The sequence below is a fragment of the Streptomyces sp. NPDC093600 genome, assembly GCF_044764755.1.
Taxonomy (GTDB): Bacteria; Actinomycetota; Actinomycetes; order Streptomycetales; family Streptomycetaceae; genus Streptomyces.
Genome location: NZ_JBIWIU010000009.1, coordinates 159150 through 178015, shown reverse-complemented (window position 1 = coordinate 178015; position 18866 = coordinate 159150). Strand labels below are relative to the sequence as shown.

The 18866-nt window shown below is 69.6% G+C and carries 21 protein-coding genes, 1 tRNA gene and 1 pseudogene; 18 read left to right on the top strand and 5 right to left on the bottom strand.

The window, feature by feature from the left end; translation table 11 throughout:
• Window positions 1–91 precede the first annotated feature (91 nt).
• Window positions 92–718 (top strand): ScbR family autoregulator-binding transcription factor, encoded by a 627-nt coding sequence (locus ACIRB4_RS22645; RefSeq protein ID WP_403293786.1) that lies wholly within the window; start codon window positions 92–94, stop codon window positions 716–718.
• Window positions 715–1701, top strand: a complete 987-nt coding sequence (locus ACIRB4_RS22640) for an NAD-dependent epimerase/dehydratase family protein (RefSeq protein WP_403293785.1) — start codon at window positions 715–717, stop codon at window positions 1699–1701. Before ACIRB4_RS22645 ends, ACIRB4_RS22640 begins: the two co-directional genes overlap by 4 nt.
• Window positions 1702–1997: 296 nt before the next feature.
• Here ACIRB4_RS22640 and ACIRB4_RS22635 read toward each other — a convergent pair whose 3' ends face one another.
• Complete coding sequence (locus ACIRB4_RS22635) at window positions 1998–2630, bottom strand: hypothetical protein (protein ID WP_403293783.1); 633 nt, start codon at window positions 2628–2630, stop codon at window positions 1998–2000.
• A gap of 155 nt (window positions 2631–2785) precedes the next feature.
• On the bottom strand, window positions 2786–3214 hold the full coding sequence (locus ACIRB4_RS22630) for an NUDIX hydrolase (protein WP_403293782.1): 429 nt from the start codon (window positions 3212–3214) through the stop codon (window positions 2786–2788).
• 57 nt (window positions 3215–3271) lie between these two features.
• Between ACIRB4_RS22630 and ACIRB4_RS22625 the strand changes: the two genes are divergently transcribed.
• From ACIRB4_RS22625 to ACIRB4_RS22550, 16 genes and pseudogenes are all read left to right on the top strand, one after another.
• Complete coding sequence (locus ACIRB4_RS22625; protein ID WP_403293780.1) at window positions 3272–4051, top strand: GntR family transcriptional regulator; 780 nt, start codon at window positions 3272–3274, stop codon at window positions 4049–4051.
• Window positions 4052–4508: 457 nt separating this feature from the next.
• The gene (locus tag ACIRB4_RS22620; protein WP_403293778.1) at window positions 4509–4775 is read left to right on the top strand and encodes a DUF6284 family protein; all 267 of its coding nucleotides are present in this window, start codon (window positions 4509–4511) and stop codon (window positions 4773–4775) included.
• A complete protein-coding gene (locus ACIRB4_RS22615) occupies window positions 4772–4942 on the top strand; it encodes a hypothetical protein (RefSeq protein ID WP_403293776.1) in 171 nt (56 codons plus the stop codon). The genes ACIRB4_RS22620 and ACIRB4_RS22615 overlap by 4 nt, the downstream gene beginning before the upstream one ends.
• A complete protein-coding gene (locus ACIRB4_RS22610; protein ID WP_403293774.1) occupies window positions 4939–6072 on the top strand; it encodes a conjugal transfer protein in 1134 nt (377 codons plus the stop codon). Before ACIRB4_RS22615 ends, ACIRB4_RS22610 begins: the two co-directional genes overlap by 4 nt.
• Window positions 6069–6551 (top strand): annotated as a pseudogene (locus tag ACIRB4_RS22605) (DNA cytosine methyltransferase); the annotation flags it as partial. The gene ACIRB4_RS22610 and the pseudogene ACIRB4_RS22605, both read left to right, overlap by 4 nt.
• A 55-nt stretch (window positions 6552–6606) precedes the next feature.
• On the top strand, window positions 6607–6816 hold the full coding sequence (locus ACIRB4_RS22600) for a hypothetical protein (RefSeq protein WP_403294027.1): 210 nt from the start codon (window positions 6607–6609) through the stop codon (window positions 6814–6816).
• 23 nt (window positions 6817–6839) lie between these two features.
• Entirely contained in the window at window positions 6840–7004 is a 165-nt protein-coding gene (locus tag ACIRB4_RS22595) for a hypothetical protein (RefSeq protein WP_403294025.1), read from the top strand.
• A 25-nt stretch (window positions 7005–7029) separates the two neighbouring features.
• Window positions 7030–7407 (top strand): DUF6251 family protein, encoded by a 378-nt coding sequence (locus tag ACIRB4_RS22590; protein ID WP_403293772.1) that lies wholly within the window; start codon window positions 7030–7032, stop codon window positions 7405–7407.
• A gap of 79 nt (window positions 7408–7486) precedes the next feature.
• The gene (locus ACIRB4_RS22585) at window positions 7487–7696 is read left to right on the top strand and encodes a DUF6257 family protein (RefSeq protein WP_403293770.1); all 210 of its coding nucleotides are present in this window, start codon (window positions 7487–7489) and stop codon (window positions 7694–7696) included.
• Between the two features lie 89 nt (window positions 7697–7785).
• Window positions 7786–9948: a cell division protein FtsK gene (locus tag ACIRB4_RS22580; RefSeq protein WP_403293767.1), complete on the top strand. Its 2163-nt coding sequence runs from the start codon at window positions 7786–7788 to the stop codon at window positions 9946–9948.
• A 260-nt stretch (window positions 9949–10208) separates the two neighbouring features.
• Entirely contained in the window at window positions 10209–10397 is a 189-nt protein-coding gene (locus tag ACIRB4_RS22575) for a hypothetical protein (protein ID WP_403293765.1), read from the top strand.
• Between the two features lie 85 nt (window positions 10398–10482).
• On the top strand, window positions 10483–11328 hold the full coding sequence (locus ACIRB4_RS22570; protein ID WP_403293763.1) for a bifunctional DNA primase/polymerase: 846 nt from the start codon (window positions 10483–10485) through the stop codon (window positions 11326–11328).
• 2 nt (window positions 11329–11330) lie between these two features.
• Window positions 11331–12806, top strand: a complete 1476-nt coding sequence (locus tag ACIRB4_RS22565; RefSeq protein ID WP_403293762.1) for an ATP-binding protein — start codon at window positions 11331–11333, stop codon at window positions 12804–12806.
• Window positions 12807–13299: 493 nt separating this feature from the next.
• Complete coding sequence (locus tag ACIRB4_RS22560; protein WP_403293761.1) at window positions 13300–13503, top strand: helix-turn-helix domain-containing protein; 204 nt, start codon at window positions 13300–13302, stop codon at window positions 13501–13503.
• A gap of 65 nt (window positions 13504–13568) precedes the next feature.
• Window positions 13569–14966 carry a tyrosine-type recombinase/integrase gene (locus ACIRB4_RS22555; protein WP_403293759.1) on the top strand — a complete coding sequence of 466 codons (1398 nt, stop codon included), beginning with the start codon at window positions 13569–13571 and terminating at the stop codon, window positions 14964–14966.
• Window positions 14967–15024: 58 nt separating this feature from the next.
• Window positions 15025–15666 carry a hypothetical protein gene (locus ACIRB4_RS22550; RefSeq protein WP_403293757.1) on the top strand — a complete coding sequence of 214 codons (642 nt, stop codon included), beginning with the start codon at window positions 15025–15027 and terminating at the stop codon, window positions 15664–15666.
• A gap of 142 nt (window positions 15667–15808) precedes the next feature.
• On the opposite strand, the gene ACIRB4_RS22545 is transcribed toward ACIRB4_RS22550, so the two are convergent.
• The 3 genes from ACIRB4_RS22545 to ACIRB4_RS22535 all read right to left on the bottom strand — a co-directional run bounded on the left by ACIRB4_RS22545 (window position 15809) and on the right by ACIRB4_RS22535 (window position 18759).
• Window positions 15809–15885, bottom strand: a tRNA-Thr gene (locus tag ACIRB4_RS22545).
• A 74-nt stretch (window positions 15886–15959) separates the two neighbouring features.
• Window positions 15960–17495 carry an alpha/beta hydrolase gene (locus ACIRB4_RS22540; RefSeq protein ID WP_403293756.1) on the bottom strand — a complete coding sequence of 512 codons (1536 nt, stop codon included), beginning with the start codon at window positions 17493–17495 and terminating at the stop codon, window positions 15960–15962.
• Between the two features lie 61 nt (window positions 17496–17556).
• Window positions 17557–18759 carry a DNA polymerase III subunit delta' gene (locus ACIRB4_RS22535; protein ID WP_403293754.1) on the bottom strand — a complete coding sequence of 401 codons (1203 nt, stop codon included), beginning with the start codon at window positions 18757–18759 and terminating at the stop codon, window positions 17557–17559.
• Window positions 18760–18866: the final 107 nt, after the last annotated feature.

The window sequence follows — 18866 nt, the reverse complement described above, 5'->3', positions numbered from 1 at the left end:
TCTACGGGTTCGCACATACTTGCGCCAACACCGCGCCGATAAGATAGTGGTCATTCTTTTGGTTTGTCGAGGTACGCGAGGTATCGGGCACGTGGCGGAACAGAGGCAGGAACGAGCGGTCCGTACGAGGGAGTTGCTCCTCAGGGCCGCGGCGGAGGTCTTCGACGAGGCCGGCTATCTGGGAACGAGCATCACCAAGATCCTGGACCGGGCGGGCCTCACCGCGGGCGCCGTGTACTTCCATTTCAAGTCCAAGGAAGGGCTTGCCCGGGCCGTCATCCTCGAACAGGCCGCTGATCTGCGGTTCCCCGAGGGTGAACCGGGGCTCCAGCACCTGCTGGACATGACGGGGTACCTCGCGGTGGAGATGCAGCGCAACACCCTGCTGCGCGCCGGGGTCAGGCTGGCCGTCGAGCAGGGCGTGGCGGGCGGTCAGGAGTACTCGATCTACGAATGGTGGGCCGAGCGGTTCCGCCAGGAGCTCCTGAGCGCGCGGGAGAAGGGTCAGCTCCTGCCGGATGTGGACGAGACCGCGTTCGCCCAGCTCCTGGTCGCCGCGTACACCGGCACCCAGGTCATGTCCCAGATCTCCACCGGCCGCGCCGACCTGCCCCAGCGGATCACCGCGATGTGGCGGTGCCTGCTGCCGGCGCTGGCCCCGGCCGACGTCATCGCGGGCCTGACGGTCCCCGAGGCGGACCCGGTGATCGCCGGGTGAGTCCGACGAGGATCGTTCTGACGGGGGCGACGGGCTTCGTCGGCTCGCACGTGCTGCGCGGGCTGGCCGCCGCGCACGAGACCGACCCCGGGATCACGGTACGGGCGCTCGCCCGTACCGCGCCCGAGAGCCGGCCGGCGCCGGGCGTCACGTGGACACCCGCGGATCTGACGGACCCGGCGTCGCTGCGGGGCGTCATGAGCGGGGCCGACGTCCTGGTCCACCTCGCCTCCCGGATCTCCGGTGACGAGGCCCAGTGCGCGGCGGTCAACGTCGAAGGCACGACGGCCCTGGTCGACGAGGCGGTGCGGTGCGGGGTGGGCCGCGTCGTGCACCTCTCCACCACGGCGGTCTACGGCGCGGGCCCGCACCGGGGGATCGCCGTGAACGAGATCACCCCCGCCCCGGTCTCCGCCGCCAGCCGCACCCGGCTCCTCGGCGAGACCCCGGCCCTGGCGGCGGGCGGCATCGTCCTGCGCCCCGGCCTCGTCCTCGGCGCCGGCGACCGCTGGGTGGTGCCCGCCCTGGCCGAACTCCTGGACCGGGTCCCGGCCCGCTGGGACGGCGGCCGGGGCCTGCTGTCCCTGGTGGACGTGAACGATCTGGCCAGACTGATCACCACCCTGGCGACCACCCCGCACGCCCCGGCCTCGGGGATCTACCACGCCAGCCACCCCGAGCCGGTGAACAACGGCGAACTGATGGCGCAACTCGCGGCGTTGGACGTGCTGCCGCCCACCGAGGACGACTGGCCCTGGGAGAAGTGCCTCCACCACCTGCACCGCACGCCAGGAACGATCAGCGAGCGCCAGTTCTCCCTGCTCGCCCAGGACCACTGGTACGACGCCAACACCATCTGGCACACCCTCCCCTGCCCCGAGGGCCCGGGCCCCGTCTCCCGCCTCACGGAGGCGGCCCCGTGGTACCGGACCTTCCTGAGAGAAAGCCGTCGGCGCCACGACGGGCGGCCGGTCCGGGCATAAGAAAAGCCCCAGGTCACGGCGAGTGAGTCCTGGGGCTGATCCGAGCCGCCTTCGGGATTCGAACCCGAGACCTACGCATTACGAGTTGTCCGATCTTGTTCCGGGGACGTCCATGGGGGTCTGGCAAACGCGCTGCGCTCCAGGTCAGATGCCGTGCTGGACCCTGACGGACTACCCCAGACACCGCCGGAACGAAAGGCAGATGAGACCACGACTGAGACCACAAGCCCCGTCGGGCGGGCCGGCGCATGGGCGACAGCGCCGGTGGCAAGTGCTGTCACGTCTACCGGATTGGCTCACTCCTGAACGCCGCCATCATCGTCCCCGTACAGCTCTCTCATCAGACGCTCCACCTCCTCTAGATCCTCGGGAGTTCGCGCCTCATGTAGGCGGTCCTTGAGCACCTGCAACCGAGCATTGAAGTCCGCTGTCAAACGACCTCTGTGCTCCTGCAGCTCTCTCAGAGCCTCACGCGTCCCCTTGTCCGCCCGGGAACCCGTCACGGCCGCGATCACGAGGGGGATGACACCTACAGCGGCGAAGCCCAGAACGGTCGCCCAGAGGCAGTACTCGGCCCAAAACTCATCGGGGCCCCGCGAAGAGTCAGCAAGCCAACCAAGAGCCTGAGTCTCTGCAACCAGCAGGGCGCCAACCGTCAGCGCCCAAGCGGCACTTGCGAAATTTTTGAGCTTCGCGTCTCGATCCGGCTTCAGGCCCTTGAGGCCTTCTAGTGCCGTCGCGACCTCGGCGACCGAGACCCCCTCCCTAAGGCTGACCAGCGCCCTGTGGTGCTCGGCAGTCAATTCTTCGATCTCCCGCAAGCGCTGTGCGAAGCTCCGCGCGACCTGATGCTGCTCAAGTGCCCCTACGAGCCAAAGCACAGGCACAACAGCAGCCACTGTGGCTGCGTAGGACTCGGTCATCTGCATTGCAACAGTCTGCTCCCCAATAGCCGACGCGGTGGTCACTCACCCAATCCGTGCGGACAACACTTACAGGGGCCCCGGCCAGCAGCAGGCCCAGCGGAAGCCGTCAAGGGCCGCCGTCATGGTCGCGGGATCGCCGTCGTGCATCACGTGGAGGATCAGGCGCTCTCCAGCAGGCGCCGGCCGTCGTGCGCTCGGACATGCGGCGCGGCCATGGAGTCCAAGGCGTCAAAGATCCGCACGGCGTAAACCTCGCCCATCCGCTCCTGGACCTCGTCGCGAGTGAGCCACTCGACGGCCGTCGACTCGACAGACGTGCTCTCCTGGCCGCCGACGGGTCGACATCGAAAGACGAGAGCCACGACCCCGCGCGTCATGTTCTTGTACACACCGGTCAAGCGCTCGACCTCGACGCACAAGCCCGTCTCTTCTAGCACTTCGCGAGCGGTCCCCTGTTCGGGGCGCTCGTCCAGCTCAAGCACCCCGCCTGGGGGCTCCCAGGTGCCGTTGTCCGCGCGCCGGATCGCGAGGATGCGGCCGTCTTCCCGCACCACCACTCCAGCTACTGACACCGAATGCAGCGGCATAGTTGCGCCCTCCAGTAGCGTTGCTTATATACAGGAGCTTAGGAGGAACTGAAGGACATGGCATCCATCCCCGCACGGGACTCCGGAAAGCCGCGGTATCTCCAGATCGCCGACGACCTCGTCCAGCAGATCAAGGAGGCGGTACTCGAACCCGGCGAGCAGGTGCCGAGCGAGTCGGAACTCATGAAGAAGTACTCGGCCTCGCAGGGCACTGTCCGGAAGGCGATGGCCGAACTTCGGGCCACTGGCCTCATCGACACCCTCCACGGCAAGGGCTCCTACGTTAAGCGGCGACCCCCCGTCCGCCGTAAGTCGTCCGACCGCTTCAGGCGGTCCCATCGAACAGCAGGCAAGGCCGCCTACTTGGCCGAGGCCGAGCAGTCCGGCAGCAAGCCGAGCGTCAGTGTGCTGTACGTCGGCCCAGTCGACGCGCCGGCCGATATCGCCGAGCGACTGTCGGTGCCCGCTGGCTCCAAGATCCTCGCTCGGCGCCGTCTGTACTTCAGCGATGGCATCCCCACCGAGGAGGCAATTTCGTACCTGCCGTGGGACGTCGCCAAGGACATCCCACAGCTCTTCGAGGAGAACCCGGGCGGCGGAGGCATCTACGCACGACTGGAGGAACACGGCCACTCGCTGGTCGAGTTCACCGAGACGGTCCGGGTACGCCTGGCCACCAAGCAGGAGGTCACGGCGCTAAGTCTGAGCCCCGGATCGCCCATCATCCACTTGACCCGGAACGCGGAATCCTCAAATGGCCGAGTAGTGGAGGTCTGCGACACCTTCATGGCGGCTGACCAGTTCGTTTTGGAATACCGCATCCCTGCCGGTGACTGAATAGTGTCGCTATGAAGGCCAACCCGCCCGCAGAGCATCGCGCGGCGGGTTGACTCATGTACAGGAGTTGGGCACTCTCATGGACACCACTCCTGCACATGAGTGTAAGAGTGCAGGTGTTGCCCTTGGGCGACACCGAAAGGGGCCCGGGACAGAGCGGGCCGAGGGCGCACCCGACCCTGGTCATTCGGGAGGGCTTAGACCGAAAGGTCACATCCCCATACGCCTTCGCCAGGCATGGCGGCTCTACCTGACACGGGAGCCGCAGACCTGAAGGGGACATCGCAGTACTCATCTCGCCGCAGCCGCTCGCCTGCGGCCGGTTGCCTCCTCCGCCCGTCTCGTACGGGCGGGGCTGAGGGGAGCCGGAGATCCCTGGTTCTAACGGCGAGAGGCCCCGAAGTTGCACCTCCGGGGCCTCGTTCGGGCCGTTCCTTCTCGAAGGGAGCACGACCCAATGAAGTCCATCGCTGCACTTCAGGCCGTTGTTACGGCCACCGCGTTCGACGGTGAGCCGTCGAATGCGGAGCTGGACGCGATCGAGAGCGAGATGCCGCTGATCCTGGCGGAGGTCGACCTGCTCGACGCGCAGATCATGACCATCGACCGGCCGGCCACGGTACTGGACGAGCGGCGTTTCCGCCGGGCCCGCAACAAGGTCATGGCGGCCCGCCGTGCCCTGACCAACCGCGTTGGCACGACGCTGCGGGGCGATGCCGCATGAGCCGCCTCACCTTCTGGAGCCTCGGGCTCCTGTGCGTCGCCGTAGAGGTCCTGGGGCTGGTCATCGACCGCCGGGACATCCACTACGCCGGCGCCATCGCCGCTCTCGGCATCATCGCTGTCCACAACATCCTCATCCGCGCCCACCGGGATGGAGGGGCGGAGTGAACGCCACCGGCAAGGCCCTGAGCAGGGCGCAGAAGATCGTGCTGGGTGCCGCGTTCGTGCCGATGGTCGGCACGGGGGTGGCCGGCGGTGTCGGAACCTACTCCAACATCTCGACGGCGTTCGGGTCGGGCACGGCGGTCGGTGCGGTCGCGGCCGGTGAGGGGGCGACCGCCGTGCTGGCGATCGTGCTGCTCGGGCTGACGATGCTCGGGCAGTCCTCGCCAAAGGTGATCCGGGCGGGGCTGTGGGCTCTTCCCGCCGCCGCATCGGCCATGTCGGCCACCGCAGCGACCAGTCCCGGCGAGGTGGTCATCTACGCACTGACCCCGATGGGCATGACCGCCTCGGCGGAGGGCGCCGCGTTCCTGGCCCGGCGGATCGTCGTCTACCGCGACGGCCGCGACGCCGAGGCCGAGGCCCATGCGGCGGCGATCGTGCAGGCCCTCGCCTACCACCAGGGCAGGGCCGCCAGGCACCCCGACGAGAAGGTCCGGCGGAAGTCGGAACTGGAGTCTTGGAAGCTCGCTCGGAAGGTCGGCACCGGGGATCTCTCGCTCGGCGATCGGCTGCTCGACGTCCAACGCGAGCGGGTCACCGCCGGAGCCGACGCGGCCCTGGCTGCCATGTTCGGTGCGTCGACTGTCGCCCCGAACATGGCCGAGTCGGTCGAGTCGGTGGTGGAGCTGGAGGTCGACCGATCCACCCGACCGGTCGACTCCGCGAATGCGGAGGAATCCACCCAGATCGTTATGGAACGGTCTACCTCTGACCTGCCCGTACCGGCTCTGGAGCCCGTGCCGGTTGACCACAGTTCGTACGACCTGTTCGAGGGTGAAGAGTCCACCCCGCCCGCTGCCGGTGTCGAGTCGACCGGTCGGGTCGTGGTGCGGGCGGTCGCGGCCGAGCTGGCGCCGCGCCGTCGGGCGACCGGTCGGGTCCCGGCCGCTGCGAAGTCGGTACGGCCGCGCCGGACGAAGGATGAACTGCTGGCCGAGGCGCGGCAGTTCACGGAGTCGTGGTCGGTCGAGCAGTTGACCGCCGACCGCATCCGGCGGGCGGTGCGTACGTCGCCGGAGAAGGGCCGGTGGCTGCGCGACACCCTCAAGGACGAGCGCCAAGCGGCGGCATGAGCGGGCTGCGGATCGGTTCGCTGTGCACCGGATACGGCGGCCTGGACATGGCAGTCCAGGCCGTCATGGGCGGGACGCTCGCATGGGTCGCGGACAACGACCCCGGAGCGTCCCGCATCCTGGCCCACCACCACCCCGGGGTGGTGAACCTGGGCGATCTCACCCGAACCGACTGGGCCGACGTGGAGCCCGTCGACATCCTCTGCGGCGGGTACCCGTGCCAGCCGTTCTCCCTGGCCGGACACATGAAAGGAACCGCCGATGCCCGGCACCTCTGGCCGCACATCGCGAACACCCTTCGCGTTCTACGACCCCGCTACGCGGTCTTTGAGAACGTCGCAAACCACCTTCGACTTGGGTTTGCCGACGTCCTCGCCGACCTTGCCCGCCTCGGGTTCGATGCGGAGTGGTGCTGTGTCCGCGCGTCGGAGGTCGGCGCTCCCCACCCGCGTAACCGGCTCTTCCTCCTCGCCACTGCTGCCGACACCACGGACCTCCGACACCAACGGCCCCGGCCTGCACGGCGAGGGGGGCATGGACCTGCGCACCACGGTCAGCCTGCTGCCCACCCCAGCCGCCCGGGACTGGAAGTCCGGCGAATCCAACCTGATCGGCACCAACGCCAGGCCGCTCAACGAGGTCGTGGTGAACGTGATTGGGGCCGCTTCACTCCCGCCGTCGAACGCTGGGAAACGGTCCTCGGCCGACCCGCTCCCTGGGCAACTGACGATCGACATCGCCTGAACCCGCCGTTTGTCGAATGGCTCATGGGGCTCCCCGCCGGCCACGTCACCGCCGTTCCCGGCCTCGACCGCAACGCCCAACTCAAAGCCCTCGGCAACGGCGTCGTACCCCAACAGGCCCAAGCCGCCCTCCACGCGCTGACCGCCCGCACCGAACCCTCCATCGGCACGCCCTCCCTCGCTGCCTGAGCAGCCACGAAAGGACGTGAACCACATGAACAACCTCCCCGAGCCCCCACCCGTGGTGCAGCTCCCGGACGGCACCCACGCCTACACCGACCACCTGCCCACCATCCACCAGCCCACCGCCCCGCAGGTCGTGCATCAGCACATCCACCAGGCGCCGCCTGACCGGACGGTGCAGAGGGTCGCGCTCGGCTCCGGCATGGGTGCCGGCGCGGTGGCCGCCGGTGTCTACTTCGGCCCCCTTCTCGTGGGGGCGCTGACCGCGATCGCCGCCAACCTCGCACTTCTCGCGTTCCTCGCCGTCGCCCTCTCCTGGGGTGTCACCACGGTCGTGAAGTCGGTCGGTAGCCCGGACGGCAAGGCCGCTGCCAAGACCCTGGCCAGGCCCCGCAAGCGCCGCCGCTGACGGCTGCCCGATCCGCCCGACACGTGTGCGGGTGGTGAGGGGAGTCGGGACAGCCCCGGCCCCGGAGAGGGGGCCCGTCGTGGTCAGCGAGAAGAACGAGCAGGACCCGAACCACCCCAAGCTCACCGCCGGTGAGCACGCCCGGATCGCGTGGAACGTCGCCCGTATGGCAAAGCGCTCGATCGCGAGCGAGACGGTCTACCAGGGCGACCTGGAGCGCAAGGTCGACCGGATCATCGACGGCGCCCGCAAGCGCGCCGAGAAGAACGCCAAGCACAGCCGCAAGTAGCGATGCCCCGGGGCGGCCGACAGCCGCCAAGCATCCCGACCGCCCCGGGCCCTGCCCACCACCCTCACGAGCAGCAGGAGACATCCATCATGACCGAGCCCCTGCCCGAGGCGACCGTGGTCAGTCTCGACGAGCACCGCGCCGCCCGTACCGAACCGGCGCCCATAGACCTGACCAAGCCCAACCCGCCCGCCGACACGGAGGCCGGGGACGGCGCCGGCGTGGACGTGGTCGACCTGCCCGGCAACCCGCTGGCGGACTGGCTGACCGTGCCCGACACCCCCGTCCTGCCGGTGTGGGCCCGCTCGTGGACATCGATCCGCGAGAACGTCACCGCGCTCGGCCGCCTTTCGTGGTGGCACACCCGCTACCACGCGGTGCGCACCCCGAAGTACCTGTTCAAGACCGTGCTGCTCGCCGCCCGCGGCTTCTACCGCGCACTGGCAGGCGTGTGGCCGTGGATGTCCGCGGAGGAGCAGTCCGCCACCGTCAAGGCCCTGCGTGCACAGTCCAAGCTCCGCCCCGAGGACATCGACCTGGCGGCCCGTCACCAGGCCGCCTACGCCGAGCGGACCCGCTCCCGCAAGTGGCGCTTCGGTGTCGCCGCCGCCGGTGTCGCCGCCGCTGCGACCGGCGTCATGCTCGCCGACCCGCTGCTTCAGGCCGGTGTCGCCGCCGCCGTCACCATCCCGCTCGCCCACCTCGGGCGCGGGGAGGAGACCCGGCTGCTCGACCAGGCCGCCCCGCCGATCCGGGTGGACATGTCCGCGCAGCAGCTCAACGACGCGCTGCGGGCCGCCGGCCTCCTGAAAAGCGGCAGCGGCAAGGACGAGAAGGACCTTCCGCGCGTGTCGTGCACGATGGGCCCCGTCCGGGACGGCCGTGGCTGGTCGGTGATCTTCGACCTGCCGCGCGGTGGCGGCAAGACCGCTTCCGACGTGCTCGCGAAGCGGGAGGTCATCGCGCAGGAACTCGGCGTGGACGAGATCCAGGTCATCATGTCCCGCGTCCGTGCCGCGAAGGGAGGGAACGCCGGCCGCGTCAGCATGTGGGTTGCCGACGACGACCCCTACCTGGGCACGCCGAACCCCTCGCCGCTGGAGAAGGCCGAGCGGTTCTCGATCTGGGAGCCGGTGCCGTTCGGGCAGGACGCCCGGGGAACCCGGATCAACGTGCCGGTCATGTGGCAGTCGATGTTCTTCGGCGGCCTGCCCCGTCGCGGCAAGACGTTCACTCAGCGGCTGCTGACGGCGGCCGGCCTGCTCGATGCGTACGTGCGGCACTACGTCGCCGACGGCAAGGGCGGCGCCGACTGGATGCCCATGAAGGCGGTCGCCCACCGGCTCGTCATGGGCGCCGAGGACGACGCGATCGAGGCGCTGAAGGCGATGCTCGCTGAACTCCTCACCGAGATGGAACGGCGCTTCGCCCTGCTCCGCGACCTGCCGACGTCGGTGTGCCCGGAGGGCAAGCTGACGCCGGACATCATGGTCAAGTACAACCTGCCGGTCATCTTCCTGACCATCGACGAGCTGCAGGAGTACTTCACCGCCATGGAGCGGGAGGACCGCGAGCAGGTCATCAACGACCTGTGCCGGATCGCCCGCCGGGGACCGGCTGCCGGGTTCATCTCCAACTACGCCTCCCAGCGCCCGGATGCGGACTCCGTGCCGACCAAGCTGCGGGAGATCATCACCATCCGGTACTCGACCCAGGTCGTGGACCGCGCCTCCAGCGACATGGTGTTGGGCAAGGGGAAGGCCGCCCAGGGCGCCGACGCCTCGGTCCTCTCCGAGGAGCACAAGGGCGTCGGCGTGCTCGTCACAGGACCGGCCTCGTACGTGACGGTGAGGGCCGACTACCTCGACGGGCCCACGTTCGCGTCCCTGTGCCGCAAGGGCCGCACCCTGCGCGAGCAGGCGGGGCAGCTCACCGGCGAGGCGGCCGGGGATGTCACCGCGGCAGCCGACGCGGCCGGCATCACCGTGCCCGCGATCGTCTCCGACGTCCTCGAAGTGATGCGGCACTCCCCGCGCATGTTCACCATCGACCTCATCGCAGGTCTCGTGAACATCGACGAGGACACCTACGGCGACTTCAACGCCGAACAGCTCGCCTCCGAGCTGGAGGCCGCCGGGGTGAAGCGCACCAGCAAGCAAGTCAAGATCAGCGGCTCCAACGGTGCGGGCTACCAGCGCCGCGACATCGAGGCCGCCGTCCCCGCCGAAATCCTGCTCTCGGCCGGCAGGTAGTGGTTGCCCTTCTACCGCTCCATGGACTGGTAGAGGGGGTCCCCTCTACCCCACCCCACGATCACCACCCCCACCGCCGCCCCTCCGCCCATCGCTCAGGGGTCGGCCAAGTAGAGGGGGCCCTTTACCCCGGTCAAGGGGCAGGTAAGGGCCTCTGACCTGCAAGGTAAGGCCGGTAGAGGGGGCCTTTGCGCCCCCTGCCGGGACCCCTCGGAGCCCCGGATCTGGGGCCTGCCCACCGTTCCGGGAGACACCCCGCCATGGCCGTCACGGTCTCGCTCGTCGCCGTCTTCGGACTCGTCCTGTTCTTCCTCCTGCGCTCCAAAGAGCTCGGCTACGGCTCCGCGTTCACCGCCGCCGGGTTCGGCTTCTTCCTCGCCGCGACTGGGGCCGCCGGCCCCATCAACCAGCTCACCACCGACCTGATCACCGCGATCAGCAACCTGTAGCAGCACCGAGGGCGGCCCCCGTCTCGCCAAAGTCTGGGGCCGCCCTCATGTCCAGTACTGAGTAAGAGAACTGGAGACACCCAGCATGACCCATCCCGTACTGATCCGGCGAGACAGCGCGCTCACCCTCGCCGCCAACGGTCTGCCAGTCCTTCCGCTGAGCGCCGACAAGCGGCCGTTCGGCAACTGCCCCGACTGCCGCGACAACCGCTGCGGCGGACGGCCGAACATGAAGACCCCCGGACCGTGCCAGTGCCCGCGTCCCTGCCACGGATGGGCCGCCGCCACCACCGACCCCGCCGTGCTGTCCTCCGACCCGTGGACGGCCGCCTGGCACCGTGCCGGGGCCGTCGCCTACCACCCCGGAGGCGCCGGGGTGACGGTCCTCGACCTGGACGACGCTGACGCGATCGCCTGGGCTCGTGAGAACCTGCCGGCGACCACGACCGTGGCGACGACGCGCGGGGAGCACTGGATCTACCGGGGCGCCATGCAGTCCGCCAACGGCGTGAGGCCGGGCGTGGACGTCAAGTCGTCCATGTCCTACGCCCGCTGGCTCGGCCGCGGAACCGGCACCATCACGGAACTGCCGCCAGCCGTCCGTGCCCTGGTCGTCAAGGCGCCTGCTGCCGTCCGCCGCGTGCGTCGCACCGTGTCCGCTCCGGCCGGTGGCGGGCAGTGCCCTCACCGCTCCCCAGTCTTCCTGGAACGTGGCATCGCCATGGCGGAGCAGCGCATCACCGACGCGGCCAGTGCGGTGCACGCCACGGTGTACCGGACGTTCCTGGCGGTGCTGTCCGCCCACGGCCGGTGCGGCTGCCTCACCGAGGCCCACATCGGCCGCCTGTTCACCGCCGCGCAGTCCAAGGGGGAGACCCCGCGGCACTGCACGGACGCCTGGGCCAACGCCCGCACGGCTCTGGGGATGTGACCGTGTCCGAGGAGGAGAAGAACCCGGCCCGCGAGGTCATCACCGACTACGCGCAGGCGAACTTCCGGTACTTCCGCACCGTCGACGGCACTGTCTATGCCCAGCGCAACGGGCACCCCGTCGCCCGCCCGATCCGCTCCCAGGGCACCACCGGCAGCCACCGCCAGGAACTCATGGTCGGCCTGTTCCGCGACGGGCTCGGCGTCTTCAACGGAACCGCCTTGAAGGAGGCACTCGACTTGATCGAAGCATTCGCGCTCACCGAGGACGTCCAACCCGTCCACATCCGCGTCGCTCCCGGCTTCGACGGCGCGACCTGGCTGGACCTGGGCCGCGACGACGGCCAGTCCGTCCGCATCCACCCCACCGGCTGGGACATCACCACCCCCGACCCGCGCGAGGTCTGCTGGCGCCGCACCCAGCTCACCGGCGAACTCCCGCTGCCGGTCAAGGACACCGACGGCAAGGGCATCGACCTGCTCATGCGGCTGTGCAACTTCTCCGACGCCCGCGCCGAGTCCCTGGCCTTGGCCTGGCTGATCGGCTGCCTCGGCCCGGACGTCCCGGTCCCCGCCCCGTTCCTCACCGGTCCGCAGGGCGCGGGCAAGTCCACCGCCGGGAAAATGCTCGTGCGGATCATCGAGGGCATGAGCGGCGACCTGCGGCGCGCCCCGAAGGACGAGGAGAACCTGATCACGGCCGTCGCGGCCGGATGGGTCACCGGCCTGGACAACCTCTCCCACCTCGGCCCGGACCTGTCCGACCTTATGTGCTGCATCGTCACCGGCGCGGAGAACATCAAGCGGGCCCTGTTCACCGACGGCGACGTCGTCCGCTCCCGCTACCGCCGGCCGATGCTGCTGACCGGCATTGACGTCGGCGTCATCCGCCCCGACCTCGCCGAACGCCTCCTGCCCCTCCGGCTGGAACGGCCGAAGGTGCGGCGGACCGAGGCGGAGCTGTGGGCCGAGTTCACCCAGGTTCTCCCCGTGATCCTCGGCTCCGTCCTCGACCTGGCCGTCGAGGTCCGCGCCGCCGAGGCCGACATCCCCACCGACCTGCGGATGGCCGACTTCGCCCACCTGTGCGCCCAGCTCGACACCGCCCGGAACTTCGGCGCCCTGGACGCCTACCGGGCCAGCCTGGACGACCTCAACGACGACGTCATCGAGGGCGACCTGCTCGCCCAGACCGTCCTCAAGCACGCCGCCGACATCGAGCCGGGCACCGAGGTCCGTATGACATCGGCGGAGTGGCTGCACGGCCTCACCCAGCTCTACACCGGCGAGGGAGAGTTCCGGCCTCTCCCCAAGGGGTGGCCCACCACCGGCAAGGTCCTCTCCGACCGTCTCAAGCGCCTCCAGCCCGTCCTCGCCGCCCGCGGCGTCCTCGTCGACTGGGGCCGCACCCGCGCCGCCCGCTACATCGAGATGGCCCGGCCCAAGCCCTCGCAGGACGAGCAGGGCCAAGTCTTCTAGCCCCCCGCGCCACCTAGGCCCGGCCGCACAAGCAAGAGGAGCACCCCGCGCCCCGGCGGGGCGGTGCTCCTCTTGCTCTTCGGCGGCTTGCCGCCGCCCAAAGGGCGTGCCGATCTGCGGCTCCCCATTCACGCCTGAAGTCGCGCACAACAACAGACACAGGCCCCTCTTTTTCCTAAGTAGGAAGACGCTGCGTCACCTGCGTCACCACGGCCCCGAAAACCGCTCCCGACCTGCACCAACAAGGGTGACGCAGAACCCGAATCTCTGCGTCACCCTTCGTCACCTGTGTCACCACATGACGGACGGCTCCGTCACCCGTGACACAGCCCGCAACCCACCGCGTCACCCAAACCCGCAGGTCAGCACCCCTGAGTGACGCTGATGACGCAATGACGCAGAAATCCCCACCTCGGACAGACGCCGTCCGCCCGCATCGTCGTGGCTACTGCCAACTCCGGGCAGAGCCACGGGTTCCCAGAAGGAGCTCGAGGTGACTACCGCAGTGAAGCCCACCGTCAGTCGCGCGTTGTTCACCGTCAAGGACGCCGCCGACTACCTCTCCCTCGGCCGCTCGACCATCTACGAGCTGATGGCCGCCGGCGCCCTGCCGTACGTGAAGGTCGGCCGCGCCCGCCGCGTCCGGCGGACCGACCTGGACGCGTTCGCCGCCGCACTCCCCCAGCAGACCGCCTGAACCTCCGAACCACTTGAGGCGGCCCCGGCCCTCCGCCGGGGCCGCCTCACTCATGAGAGGAAGCGATGAGCCCCCGCAAGCCCAACATGGAATCGTCTATCTACCTGGGTACCGACGGCCGATGGCACGGCCGCGTGACCATGGGTGTGAAGCCCGACGGAAGCCCGGACCGCCGCCACCGGACGGGCAAGACCGAGGCCGAAGTGGCCCGTAAGGTCCGTGCGCTGGAGAAGCTGCGTGACGAGCAGCGGGCGCCGAAGGCGGGCCGGGTGCCAACCGTGCAGCAGTGGATGGAGACGTACCTGACGACGATCGCGAGCCTGAAGCTCAAGCCTCGGTCGTTGGACGACTACTGGTCCAAGACCCGCAACGACATCATCCCGGGGATCGGTCAGCACCGGCTGAACAAGTTGGAGCCGGAGCACCTGGAGACGATGTACGCGGCGATGCTGGAGGAGGGGCACGCCCCCTCCCACGTGCTCAAGGTTCATCGCATCCTGTCGCGGGCGCTGAAGATCGCGCACCGCCGCCGGATCATCGTTGAGAACGTCGCGACACTGGTCGATCCGCCGACCGTGGACGAGACCGAGGCGAACCCGTTCACGCAGGAGGAGGCGCGAGCCTTTCTGGAGGCGGCGGCCAAGCGGCCCACGTTCATGCGCTGGCTGGTCGGCGTCGGGATGGGGTTCCGGCAGGGTGAGACGCTCGGCATGCGCTGGAAGTACGTCGACCTGGACGCGGAGCTGTTCCACCCGCGCTGGCAGCTCCAGCGGCTCACCTGGAGGCACGGCTGCGCCGCCCCGCATGCCTGTGGGGAGCGGTTGCACCGGTTCGAGAAGTGCCCGCCGGTCTGCACCGTCCACCAGGGGTACAAGCGTGGTTGCCCGGAGCCCTGCGAGAAGGGCTGCACAAGACATGCGAGCGCCTGCCCCGAGCGGAAGGGCGGCGGTTTGGTCTTCACCCGCCCGAAGACCAAGAAGAGCCAGAACCCGGTGCCCATCCCGCCACCGTTCATCCCGCCGCTGAAGGATCTCCGGGCGCTCCAGGAGGAGGAGCGGGCCGCAGCAGGCAACCTGTGGCAGGACCACGGCGTTGTGTTCGCGCGTCCGGACGGCCGGCCGCTCGACCCCCGGCAGGACTGGGAGGAGTTCAAGGAGCTCCTTGCCGAGGCAGGGATCGACGATCGCCGCCTGTACGACGGGAGCCGCCACACCGCCGGGACGATCCTGAACGAGCTGGGGGTGCCCCTGGTCACCATCATGGAGATCCTGCGGCACACCCAAGTCACCCAGACGCGGCGGTACGTGAAGGGGCGGTCCGAGCAGTCCCGGGACGCCATGAAGCGCATGGGAAACGCGTTTCTCCCCCAGCTCCTACCGCGCCCGCAGGAGCCGACTCAAGAACGGATCGAGAACTCCGACAGCCGCACAACGCGCTCCCGGCTTCGGCGTCGGATCCGCTAGTCACCGACCCGTAGGCCGGTGCCATTTATCTGAGTCTTCGTGGAGCCACCCTCGTAGGTTGAAGCCCACCTACCGTGGAAAAGATCGTCTCCATGCACCAAGCCATCAGCAATCTGGGGGACTTATGATCGTTCGGCGCTACTTCGATGCGGATGACGAGCTGGCACAGTACCTCCGCAAGCAGCTCAACACTCCACTGGACTGGCCGAAGGATGCGGAGCTGAACACCGAGCGCGTCGCCGAGATCGCTGCTGCGGCGGCGTGCGACGCCTCCTACAACCAGGCTGCCAACGGTCACCTGGCGGACCTCTTCGCCCTTCTGCCGCTGCCCGGCACGCCCGAAGGGAGTGACTTCTGGGATGAACTGCGGGAGGCAGGTGGCCTCGCCACTCTCTATGTCGACCCCGCCAATGCAGGAGGCCCGTTCTTCAGCCGCTTGGTCAACGGCAACGAGGGGGGTATCGCTAGCCGCGTTCTCAGCTTCCTAGGAGAACTCGACGACCAGCAGCGTGACGCAGTCGCCGACGTGATCGGCGGAGCCGTAGGAGACATCGAGATCGGTTCAGCTAGTCGGTACCTCGGCAAGCTCTGGATGCGTGACGCCGAAGTTTCCGCCTGGCACGTCCTCGTATCCCAGCACCGGTCAAGGGCCACAGAGGATGACCGGAAGAGGTTCTTTGAAGCGTGGGGCAACGCCTAGCGGCATCGTCCAAACCGAACCACGGGGTCTACTGAGACCAAAACTGAGACCGGTGATAACTGGCATCCCTGCCGCCGCCTCGTGAGCAATGCCGCCTAAACCACAAAGTCCCAGGTCAGATACATCTGGCCTGGGACTTTCATGGAGCCGCCTTCGGGATTCGAACCCGAGACCTACGCATTACGAGTGCGTTGCTCTGGCCAACTGAGCTAAGGCGGCATGCCGTGCGTTCCCATGTTGGGCGCAGCGGCCTCGCCAAGTCTACACAGTTTCCGGGGGTGCTCCGACCACCCCTATGAGCAGCGCTTTCCGTCCTGGGGGACCGTGCCTTCCAGGAGGTAGGCGTTGATCGCGGTGTCCACGCAGTCACTGCCGCGGCCGTACGCCGTGTGGCCGTCGCCCTCGTAGGTCAGCAGGGTTCCGGAGGAGAGCTGGTCGGCGAGGGAGCGGGCCCACTTGTAGGGGGTGGCCGGGTCGCGGGTGGTGCCGACGACGACGATCGGGGCGGCGCCGGGGGCCGTGACGCGGTGGGGGCGGCCCGTCGCGGGGGTGGGCCAGTAGGTGCAGTTCAGGGAGGCCCAGGCGAGGCCGGTGCCGAAGACGGGGGACGCCTTCTCGAAGGACGGCACCGCCTTCTCCACCTCGGCGGGGCCGGTGAAGGAGGCCGGGAGGTCCAGGCAGTTCACGGCGGCGTTGGCGGACATCAGGTTCGAGTACGAGCCGTTCGCGTCGCGCTCGTAGTAGCTGTCGGCCAGGGCGAGCAGGCCCGACCCCTCGCCGCCGATGGCCCGCGTCAGCGCCTCGCGCAGCTGCGGCCAGGCCGCCTCGTCGTACATCGCGGCGATCACCCCCGTCGTGGCCAGCGACTCGCCCAGTCGTCGACTCTCGCCGGTCGGCAGGGGCTTGGCGTCGACCTCGCGGAAGAAGGCCTTCAGCCTGTCACCGGCGGCGGCGACCGACTCCGTACCGAGCGGGCAGTCCCGCTTCTCGACGCAGTCCGCGGCGAAGGACCGGAAGGCGGTCTCGAAGCCGGCGGTCTGGTCGCGGTTGAGCTCGCTTGCCGGCAGCGACGGGTCCATCGCCCCGTCCAGGACCAGTCGGCCGGTGCGCCCCGGGAACAGTTCGGCGTAGGTGGCACCGAGGAAAGTGCCGTAGGAGGCGCCCACGTAGTGCAGCTTCCGGTCGCCGAGCACCGCCCTCACGATGTCCATGTCACGGGCCGCCTCCACCGTGGAGACATGCGGCAGGACCTTCCCGGAGCGCTGCTCGCAGCTCGCCGCGAACTCCTTGAAGGAGGCCGCGAGCGCGGCCGTCTCCCGCGGGTCGTCCGGCGTCGGGTCGACCTGCGTGTACGCGTCCATCCGCGGGCCCGTCAGACACTCGACGGGTTCGCTGCGGGCCACGCCTCGCGGGTCGACGGCCACCATGTCGTAGCGGGCACGGACGGGGGCGGGGTAACCGATGCCCGCGTACCCCTGGAGGTAGCCGACGGCGGAACCGCCCGGCCCGCCGGGGTTGACCAGCAGCGACCCGAGGCGCTTGCCGGGACCGCTGGCCCTGACCCGGGAGACCGCGAGCTGGATCTCCTCGCCCTCCGGCTTCGCGTAGTCGAGCGGGGCACGGAAGGTGGCGCACTCGAACTTCGGCATGCCGCAGTCGCGCCACACCGGCTTCTGCGCGTAGAAGTCCTCCAGGCCGGCGGTCGATGCCGTGGCCGCGGGCGACGACCCGGGCGCGGCCGCGTCGCTCCCGCCCGTGCAGCCGGAGAGGATCAGCCCGGCCGCCGCCAGGGCGGTGGCGGACGTACGGAGCAAACGCCTGGAGTCCATCACACGAGCGTATCCAAACAGGTACGGAGTGTGTCCAATCGGCGCCCCACCTGCCGGGACATCAGTCGCGCAGGGCCATCGTCATCGCCTCCACCGCGAGCAGCGGGGCCACGTTCCGGTCCAGGGCCTCGCGGCAGGCGAGCACCGCCTCGATCCGGCGCAGGGTCCGCTCGGGGGTGGTCTCCCGGGCGATCCTCTCCACCGCGTCGCGTACGTCCTCGTTGGCCAGCTCCGAAGCGGCCCGCAGCTGCAGCGTCAGCACGTCGCGGTAGAAGCCGGTCAGGTCGGTGAGGGCGAGATCCAGGCTGTCGCGCTGCGTACGGGTCTTCCGCCGCTTCTGCCGCTCCTCCAGCTCCTTCATCGCACCGGCCGTACCGCGCGGCATCCGCCCGCCCTGCCCGCCCCCGAGGGCGGCCTTCAGCTCCTCGGTCTCCTTGACGTCGACCTCCTCGGCGACCTGCTTGGCGTCCTCGCCCGCCGCGTCGACCAGCTCCTGTGCGGCCTTCAGACAGCCGCCGATGTCACCGACCCGCATGGGCAGCTTGAGCACCACGGCGCGCCGGGCCCGAGCGCGTTCGTCGGTCGCGAGCCGACGGGCGTGGTCGATGTGCCCCTGGGTGGCGCGGGCGGCGGCCTGCGCGGCGGCCGGTTCGACGCCGTCTCGGCGTACGAGCATGTCGGCGACCGCCTCGACCGACGGCGTACGCAGGGTCAGGTGGCGGCAGCGGGAGCGGATCGTGGGCAGCACGTCCTCCAGGGACGGCGCGCAGAGCAGCCAGACCGTGCGCGGCGCGGGCTCCTCGACCGCCTTCAGGAGCACGTTGCCCGCGCCCTCGGTGAGGCGGTCGGCGTCCTCAAGGACGATCACCTGCCAGCGGCCGCCCGCCGGCGAGAGCTGGGCGCGCCGGACGAGCTCGCGGGTCTCCTTCACGCCGATGGAGAGCAGGTCCGTGCGGACGACCTCCACGTCGGCGTGGGTCCCCACGAGGGCGGTGTGGCAGCCGTCGCAGAACCCGCATCCCGGGGCCCCGCCCAGCGCCCGGTCGGGGCTCACGCACTGCAGCGCGGCGGCGAACGCGCGCGCCGCGGTCGCCCGGCCTGACCCCGGAGGGCCGGTGAACAGCCAGGCGTGCGTCATCTTGGACGCCTCGGGGGCCGGCTCCCCGGCGGCATGGGCGGTCACGAACGCGTCGGCGTCCCGCGCGGCGGCGGCGAGCTGCTCCTCGACCCGCGCCTGTCCGATCAGGTCGTCCCATACGGCCATGTGCCCTCCTCAGGTACGCCCTCCATTGTGGAGTACCTGACTGACACCGGATCTCGCGTCGCGGGGGCCCGCCGGAGACCGACGTCCGGCCCCCGGTCCGGCCGACG